At 61.7% G+C, this 8138-nt stretch carries 7 protein-coding genes and 1 pseudogene; 3 read left to right on the top strand and 5 right to left on the bottom strand.

Annotated features, from left to right (window positions below):
• The first annotated feature begins 82 nt into the window (after positions 1–82).
• Positions 83–589 carry a sigma-70 family RNA polymerase sigma factor gene (locus tag FFS60_RS18445; protein ID WP_028631284.1) on the top strand — a complete coding sequence of 169 codons (507 nt, stop codon included), beginning with the start codon at positions 83–85 and terminating at the stop codon, positions 587–589.
• Positions 586–1329: an anti-sigma factor gene (locus tag FFS60_RS18450; protein ID WP_028631285.1), complete on the top strand. Its 744-nt coding sequence runs from the start codon at positions 586–588 to the stop codon at positions 1327–1329. The genes FFS60_RS18445 and FFS60_RS18450 overlap by 4 nt, the downstream gene beginning before the upstream one ends.
• A gap of 118 nt (positions 1330–1447) precedes the next feature.
• On the opposite strand, the pseudogene FFS60_RS18455 reads toward FFS60_RS18450, so the two are convergent.
• The 5 genes and pseudogenes from FFS60_RS18455 to FFS60_RS18475 all read right to left on the bottom strand — a co-directional run.
• A pseudogene (locus FFS60_RS18455) lies at positions 1448–1561 on the bottom strand (DUF1348 family protein); the annotation flags it as partial.
• 322 nt (positions 1562–1883) lie between these two features.
• Positions 1884–3941, bottom strand: a complete 2058-nt coding sequence (locus tag FFS60_RS18460; RefSeq protein ID WP_137822784.1) for a pyridoxamine 5'-phosphate oxidase family protein — start codon at positions 3939–3941, stop codon at positions 1884–1886.
• A 51-nt stretch (positions 3942–3992) separates the two neighbouring features.
• Positions 3993–4619, bottom strand: a complete 627-nt coding sequence (locus tag FFS60_RS18465) for a glutathione S-transferase family protein (RefSeq protein ID WP_137822785.1) — start codon at positions 4617–4619, stop codon at positions 3993–3995.
• Positions 4620–4789: 170 nt separating this feature from the next.
• Positions 4790–5692 carry a LysR family transcriptional regulator gene (locus FFS60_RS18470; protein ID WP_137822786.1) on the bottom strand — a complete coding sequence of 301 codons (903 nt, stop codon included), beginning with the start codon at positions 5690–5692 and terminating at the stop codon, positions 4790–4792.
• A 2-nt stretch (positions 5693–5694) separates the two neighbouring features.
• Entirely contained in the window at positions 5695–6591 is an 897-nt protein-coding gene (locus FFS60_RS18475; protein ID WP_171016539.1) for a LysR family transcriptional regulator, read from the bottom strand.
• A gap of 584 nt (positions 6592–7175) precedes the next feature.
• Here FFS60_RS18475 and FFS60_RS18485 point away from each other — a divergent pair.
• Positions 7176–8105: a malate dehydrogenase gene (locus FFS60_RS18485; RefSeq protein WP_028631290.1), complete on the top strand. Its 930-nt coding sequence runs from the start codon at positions 7176–7178 to the stop codon at positions 8103–8105.
• The last annotated feature ends 33 nt before the right edge of the window (positions 8106–8138 follow it).

Genomic DNA, 8138 nt, shown 5'->3' on the forward strand with positions numbered 1-8138 from the left:
GCTTTATTCCCGACGGGGAATAAAATCCTGCTTCGCACGTCTTCCTGTCGCACCCTTGGCAGAAGCGGCACACAACCTGACTATGAACATGATCGATGACGCGGAACTGCGGGAGTTGTTACAGCGGCTGCGGCGATTCGCGCTGTGGCTGACGCGCAATGCCAGCAGCGCCGATGACCTGGTCCAGGCGACCCTGGAACGGGCGCTGTCCCGCTGGAGCAGCAAAGGCGACGGCAACTTGCGCGCCTGGCTGTTCGCCATCCTCTACCGGCAGTTCCTCGATGGGCAGCGCAAGGCCCGTCGCCATGCGCGGCTACTGGAGTTCTTCGGTGGCCGCAGCGAGGAAGCCCCTTCCACCGAAGAGCTGGTGGTCAACCAGGCCACCCTGGAAGCTTTCGGCCGGCTGCCGGCGGAGCAACGTGCACTGCTGTTGCTGGTGAGTGTGGAAGGCCTTAGCTACAAGGAGGCCGCCGAAGCCCTCGGGATTCCCATCGGCACCGTGATGTCCAGGCTGTCCCGCGCACGCAAGGCGCTGCGCGAACTGGCCGAGGGCGAGATGTCCAACCCTCAGCTACGGGTACTCAAATGAACGCATTCCATCCCAGCGAAGACGACCTGCACGCTTATCTCGACGGTGAGCTGGACGCCGAGCAGTGCCAAGCGGTGGAGGCCTATCTGGCGGCCAATCCGGAAGCGGCCGCCCAAGTAGAGGCCTGGCGGCGCGACGCCCAATGGTTGCGTGCTGCGCTGGCGAATCCGGGCTTTGCCCCCAACCCGCGCCTCGAACCGGTAGCGATCCGCGCCTCGCTTCGCGCCCGCAAGCAGCGCCGCCTGGCCCTGGCAGCGTCCTTCGTGCTGGCGCTGGGCGCAGGCGGCCTGGGCGGCTGGCAGGCGCGGGACATGAGCCTGCTGGCGTCCAACCCACCCATGCAGGATGCCCTGCAGGCTCATCGGCTGTTCTCGACCAGCCCGGTGGTCGATATCCAGGCGCGTGTGCCGGGAGAGTTGCAGGCCTGGCTGGACCAGCGCTTCAGCCACGCGGCGCGGATTCCCGACCTCAGCCCCTATGGCTTCACCCCAGTAGGCGGCCGCTGGCTGGTGACCGAGCAGGGCGCCGCAGCCTTGCTCCTGTTCGAAGACGGCCAGGGGCAGCGGGTCAGCCTGTACCTGCGGGCGCCGGGCTCGTTGTATCCGAGCATGCAGAAGGGCCAGCGCCGTGATGGCGAGCTGGAGGCGCGGTACTGGTCGAGGGACGGCTACAACTACGCGCTGGTCAGCCGGGAAGGGGACCCGCGCGGGGAAGTGCTGGGGCGGGCGTTGTCGTTCTGATCGGGAGGCCCCTCCCGGATTTCATCCGGGCTACGCCCCCGCAAGAATCGCCAGCTCAGATCCGTAGGATGGGTTGAGGCACGAAACCCATGCGGAGCATGGCTGATGGCTTCTCACTTGCTACTTTGGCAGCATCGCGGCTGTTCCAACCGTCTTCGGCCAGCCGGACTTTGAGGATGGCGGTCTCGCGGGTGAAGGGCGGAACCGGTGGGCGAACTTCGGACGTAGACATGGCGGTTGCTCCTGGCGGCAAAGGTGAATGGGGGATGGCGCTGCTCAGTTGGCCGATAAAACGCGATTCAGGCGAGTGGAGCGGTGGGCGGTCGTTCGCAATGCTCGCCACAAGCTCGAGAGGCGACCTGCCGATACATGCGTCGACTCTTCAACGAGACTGGCAGGGTGCTCAAGCGGGGCGACCAACTGCGGTAGCAGAAGGCTCGCCTCCCATTCCATTGCATCAGCGCCCCGCGACGAGATTGGCGAGTCGTCCCACGACAGGAGCTGGTCCATTTCCCAGCTACGGAAAGCTGTTCTGTTCATCTCGCAGCTCCTCGCTAAAGATCAAGGACCAGGGGGAGTGGGGTGCCCTCGGTTTGCGCTGGTACGGCGCAGCAGATCAGCACGTTGTCGCCGTCCGGCAACTGCGCCGGTGGATTGGTGTAATGCACGGAGCCACTGATCAGCCGGGCGGCGCAGGTTCCGCATGAGCCGCCACGACAACTGAACGCGGGCGTCAGGCCACGGCTTTCCGCCAGTTCCAGCAGGCTTCCGCTGTCGGGCTTCCAGCGCGCTTCGGTTGCAGATGCAGAGAAGTACACCGGCACTGGCACTTCGGCCGCCGGCGGCTGAACCCATGTCGGTGGTTGTTCGGTTTCCGAGCGGCGCAGCGCAGAGGGGCCGAATGCCTCAGCATGGATGCGATGATCCGGGATGTTCACCCCACGCAGACCGTCGTACATGTCCTGAAGAAATCCGGCTGGGCCGCAGAGGTAGAAGTCATAGTCATCCAGCGGCAGTCGTGCCTTGACCTGGGCGAAGGCCAGGCGGCCTGCCAACTGGTAATCACGGTCGAGTAGCGCCTCGGTTCCTGGATTGCTCAAGGCACGATGGATATGCAGCAGCCCAGCCGAGCACTGCAGCAACTCCGCCAGCTCCAGCTGAAACGGCAGGTCCACCAGCGTTCTTGCGCTCTGGAACAGGTGGATCTTGCGTGTCCTCTGGTGTTGCTGGTTTTGCGCTACCAGCTCTCGGACCATCGAGATCATTGGGGTGATGCCAACACCGGCACCGATCAACACCACCGGTCGTTCGTTTTCATCAACCAGGGTGAAGCTGCCCAACGGCACCCGCACCTCCAGCAGATCACCCACCTGCACGTGCTCGTGCAGGTGGCGCGAGGCCTTGCCCTGCAGTTTCACGCTGATGCGGATATGCCCATCGGAAGGCGCGCTAGAAACGCTGTAAGTCCTGACCAGAGCCTCTTCCTCTGCACCCATGATGCGCATCGGCAGGTGCTGACCTGCGACGAATGGCACTACGGCGCTGTCCTGTGGTTCAAGGTAGAACGAGCGGATATCCCTGCTTTCCTGCTGTACTCGCGCGACTCGCCATTGCTGCCATTGCCGGCGTTGTTCGTACTGCCGCACACGCTCGTCGGCTTCATCCCAAGTCCCGGTCGCCAGGCTGGTGGGGGCGTAGCCGTGAAACTGCCAGCGAATGGCCACGGCGGCCGGGCGAAGGACCACGTGCTCAACCTCGACGCTCCAAAGGCGCTCCGCGCCTTCGAAGGACTTGATCAAGGGACTGTCCAGCAGCAGCTCGCTGCGCCCGCTGAGTTGCAGCATGTCGCCGGTGGCAAAGTCGATGAAAAGCAATCCGGCGATCGGGTTGGTATGCAGGTTCCCCAGGGTGTTGAAGAACAGGTTGCCGGCGTAGTCGGGAATGGTCAGCCGGTTGCCTTCGACTTTCACGAAACCGGCACGTCCGCCTCGATGGGAGACGTCTACGGAGCGATTGTGGGCATCATGATCGACGTAGCTGGCGATGAAGAACGTATCGGCCGTGCGAATCAGGGCGCTGGTGTATTCGTCTAGCGCATTGAAATCTCGGCGCGGCGCCTTGCTGCTCGCCGACTCGGTAACACGTGTATAGGAGCGCTCCTGAATGTACTTGGGGCAGTTACCGTAGGAGTGCTCGACCGAAACCTCGAGCCCCTCGGCCGAAACCTGCTGGATCACGCCATTGATGCGATTGCGCCGACGCGTATGCAGCTCGATCCCGAGCATGCCGATCGCATTGCCTGCCTGCAGGCCAGAGGCGGCCGGGTCGTGCGGATCGGTTTGTACAGCCAATAGCAGGTGCTGCGGGTCAGCGGAAGTGACGAAGCCTTCTGGCCCTTCGAGCAGAGTGGCCCAGGGGCGACCGTCCGTATCTACAGCACCGACCACGATGAATGGCAACTGGTGATAGAACTCACGGTGTTGGTCAGGCATGTAGTTGCGGATGACCTTCTGCCCGATCACTTCCATCTGCTCGGAGGCATGGACAATTTCCTGAAGCGCTCGCTCGCCGGCGTGCCACGGTGATTTACGGTGCTTGGGCAGATGGTCCATGGCGGGCGCTCCTAGGGAGAGCTGCCGGGGCTCCGGCAGCATGGTGAGTATTCAGCGGGCTTGCAGACCTGCGGCGGTGCGCTGCATGGGAACGAAGCCTGGCAGTGCTTCGATACGTTGCAGCCAGGCACGCACATTCGGGTACGCCTCCAGCGATACATTGCCTTCCGGGGCGTGGGCGATGTAACTGTAGTTGGCCACATCGGCGATGCTGGTCTCGGTTCCCGCCAGGAATGGGCTGTCGCTGAGTTCGGCCTCCATTACCTTGAGCAGGGCATGGGCGCGGGCGATGACCTCGTCGGCATTGAATGCCGCACCGAATACCGTGATCAGCCTCGCGGCGGCCGGGCCATAGGCGACCTGGCCAGCAGCCACCGACAACCAGCGCTGGATGCGCGCCTCGGTGAGTGGGTCTTGTAGCTGCCAGCTACCGTTGCCGTATTTCTTTGCCAGGTAGACCAGGATCGCGTTGGAGTCACTGATCAGGGTGCCGTTGTCGTCTATCACGGGTACTTGGCCGAAGGCGTTGATAGCAAGGTAGTCGGCTGTTTTGTGGGCGCCGTTTGCCAGGTCGACAAACACCAGCTCGGTGGGCAGGTTCAGCAGCGAGAGGAACAGCTCGACGCGGTGGGAGTGGCCGGACAGCGGGTGGCGATACAGCTTGATGGCGTTTGGCATGGCGATGGCTCCGTTTGGGTCGTGGGACTCAACGCAGCTGCAAACCAGGTTGGCGGTTGTTGCGTTGGTGGAGCCATGCTGCGCCCATCGCTGGCGAAGCAGAACCACCACGCAGAGCAATCCATAATTTCGTTTTCCGAAATAAAACGTGATGGGAAGACTTTGTAGCCTCAGCCCATAAAGGCCGGATGGGCACGCAACAGGGGCGTAGCAAAGTCGATAAAGGTCCGCACTCGTGCCTCGGCGCGGCGGCCGTGGCGGTAGATCAACTGCGCCGGTGCTGGCGGACTGGCGAAGTCCGCAAGCACCGGCAGGAGTAACCCGCTAGCCAACTCATCATGGGCTTCGTAGCTCATGCAACGAACCAGGCCTACTCCCAGTGTCGCTGCACGAATGGCTGCACGCTGGGTCGTGCAGGTAAGTACTTGCGTGGGTTTCACCAGGCGGGTGGAGCGACCGCAAGGAAAACGCCAGTCCGTCTCATAGCCGGGAGACGAGCTAACCACTGCTCGATGAGTCTTGAGATCTTCAGGTGTCTCGGGACGCCCCCATGCGCGCAGGTAGTCGGGTGAGCCACAGACAATTGGCCTGACCGTACCCAGTGAAGCAGCGAACTCGGATGAGTTGGGTAACTGGCCGACGACCAGCGCAATGTCGATGCCATCCTTGAGGAGATTGGGTGCTCCATGGCTGGTCTGGATCGTCAGGCAGACATTAGGGTAGGCGTCCAGATAGGACAGGACTATCGGTGTGAAGATCTGCAAATCCATCAGTAGCGGAACTGCAACCGTCAATTGGCCACCGGGTTGAGCATGCCGGCCGGCGGCAGAACGATCGGCAAGCTCGGTCTCTACCAGGATTTGCCGACAGCTTTGCGCGAACTGCTCGCCAGCCGGGCTCAGCGCCACACCGCGCGGACTGCGAAATAGCAAGGTGTTGTGCAGGCGCGCTTCCAAGGAGGCAATGGTACGCATGATGGTTGCTGGCGACAGTTCGAGATGCCGAGCTGCGGCGGCCAGGCTACCGGTCTGCACCACCGCTTCGAATGCCTGCATCTCGCGATATCGGCTCATTCCTATGCCACCGAAACGGTTTGCAGTGCCGGATCTGCAATGAGTCGAGCGGAGCAGTAGTCAACGAAAGTACGTACCTTCGCTGACACCCGTTTGTCGCCCTGATACAGCAAGTGCACCGGCAGTGCAGGTGTCTGATACGCCTCGAGCAGGATCTCCAGTTCGCCTTTAGCCACCGGCTCGGCCACCTGGTAAGACAGAACCCGTGTAAGGCCCCAGCCCATCCGTGCGGCATTGATAGATGCCTGGTTGGAGCTGACGATCAGGCGCGGTTTGGGATGCAAAGCGATCGTGCTTTCCCCCACCCTGAATTGCCAGTCGGTGAGCAAACTACTCGCCGATGACATCACCATCGGCAACCCCAACACATCACTTGGTTCCACGGGTCTGCCGACGCGATCAAGAAATGTCGGTGCAGCACATACGACTGTAGAGACCTGCCCGACCCTGACGGCCTGCAGGCCGGTGTCCGGCAGCTCACCTATGCGAATGGCGATGTCGATCCCCTCGTCGACCATGTTCACGAGGCGATCCACCAGCAGTGCATTTACAGTCACCTCCGGGTGCTCTGCCAGGTACTGTGTGATCAGAGGTATTAAATATTGCTCGCCGAACATAACCGGCGCAGTCACTGTCAGGTTGCCACGAGCGCGAACGCTGCTACCGGTCGCCAGCTCTTCGGCTTCCTCCAGGTCGAGCAGGATGCGCTTGCAGTCATCCACATAGCGCCGCCCCGCTTCAGTCAGGCGTACGCTCCTGGTGCTACGTGCGAGCAGCAGTGTTCCCAGACGATTTTCCAGACCAGCTATCACACGAGTTACGCTTGGCGGTGACATCCCTATCAACTTGGCGCCGCCGGCAAAACTCTCTGCTTCCGCGACGGCCAGCAGCACCTTCATTTCCTGAAACCTGTCCACAATCACCGCCAGATTGCTGAGTGGATTTAGCCGCTAACAGCGTAGCGCGGACGGTAGCCTAATAAAGTTTCTGAAGGTTAGTTTCGGCCGGTTACTGCCAATCTCCACCGGTAGCTTTGGGTCGGTTTTTGCCTTTTGCCTAACGGCAAGGAGTCGAACTCTGCTCGTCGCATCCAGTCCGGATGGGTAGAGACACGAAACCCATGCGGACCATGGCTGATGGTTTCGCACGTTCTACCCGACGCTGTAGGGCCTCGAACGCAGCCGTTTCTCCAACGGCTGCACCCGCCGCGCGAGCACAAATGGCGACACTCTGGAGGCGCGGTACTGGTCGAGGGGCGGCTACAACTACGCGCTGGTCAGCCGGGAAGGGGACCCACGCGGGGAAGTGCTGGGGCGGGCGTTGTCATTCTGATCGGGAGGCCCCTACCGGATTTCATCCGGGCTACGACTGCCCAGTAGCGACGGCTTCGGCCACCTTCGGGTGGTCTTTTTGCATTAGCGGGTAATACTTCTCTGCAAGGGTGGGCGTGTTGCTGAAGGCGCGCGTCGCCGGGAGGTGTGAGGTGAAAAAGCTATCAATTGTGGGTGTCGGTATTGTGGGTGAGGCGGCGGCTCAGATCATCGCCCGGGAAGAGTTCTGTCGTGAGTTGACGTTGATTGATGTGCAGGGTGAGTTGGCAAAGGGCAAGGCGCTGGACGTCTGGCAGGCGGCAGTTGAGTCAGGTTCTGATACCCGCGTTTACGGCGGGTCCAATGCCGAATTGCTGCAGGATTCTGACCTGGTGGTGATTACGGCGGGTGTGCCCCGCAAGCCTGGTCAGTCGCGCCAGGATGTATTGAGTATCAATCTGCCCATTCTCGATAGCATCATGCGGGATATCAATCGTCATGCTCCGGCGGCGACGGTGTTGGTGGTGTCGAACCCGGTCGACGTGCTGACCTATCGGGCCTGGAGTCTCAGTGGGTTGGGACGCGACAGGGTATTCGGGCAGGCGGGGGTGCTGGATACAGCGCGCATGAAGTGTTTCATTGCCGAGGAGACAGGGTTTTCCGCTCGGGATATCACGGCGCTGGTGCTGGGCGGGCATGGCGATAGCATGGTGCCGCTGATGCGTTACTGTGCGGTCGGTTCAGTGCCGCTGTCTCACTTCCTGTCCAGTCAGCAGATAGAGCGGATTGTGGAGCGCACACGTCAGGGGGGCGGCGAGATTCTGGGTTTGAAGAAGCTGGGGAGCGCCTGCGATGCGCCGGGCGTGGCAATTGCACAGATGGTGGATGCTATCGCCAATGGGCGAAACCGCATTTTGCCGACGGTCGCGATTCTCGAGGGCGAGTACGGGCGTACAGACATTGCCATGGGGGTCCCCTGTGTGCTGGCAGCGGAGGGGGTTGTGCGGGTAATCGAGTTGCCTCTGGATGCGCAGGAGCAGGCGATGTTCGACCGCTCTGCAGATCAGGTGGTGCGTGATATTGCTGAAATGAAAGCTTTGTGAGTGGGGGGTATTTGCGGGGGGTTGGGGCACAAG

The organism is Pseudomonas sp. D(2018), assembly GCF_005502555.1.
Taxonomy (GTDB): domain Bacteria; phylum Pseudomonadota; class Gammaproteobacteria; order Pseudomonadales; family Pseudomonadaceae; genus Metapseudomonas; species Metapseudomonas resinovorans.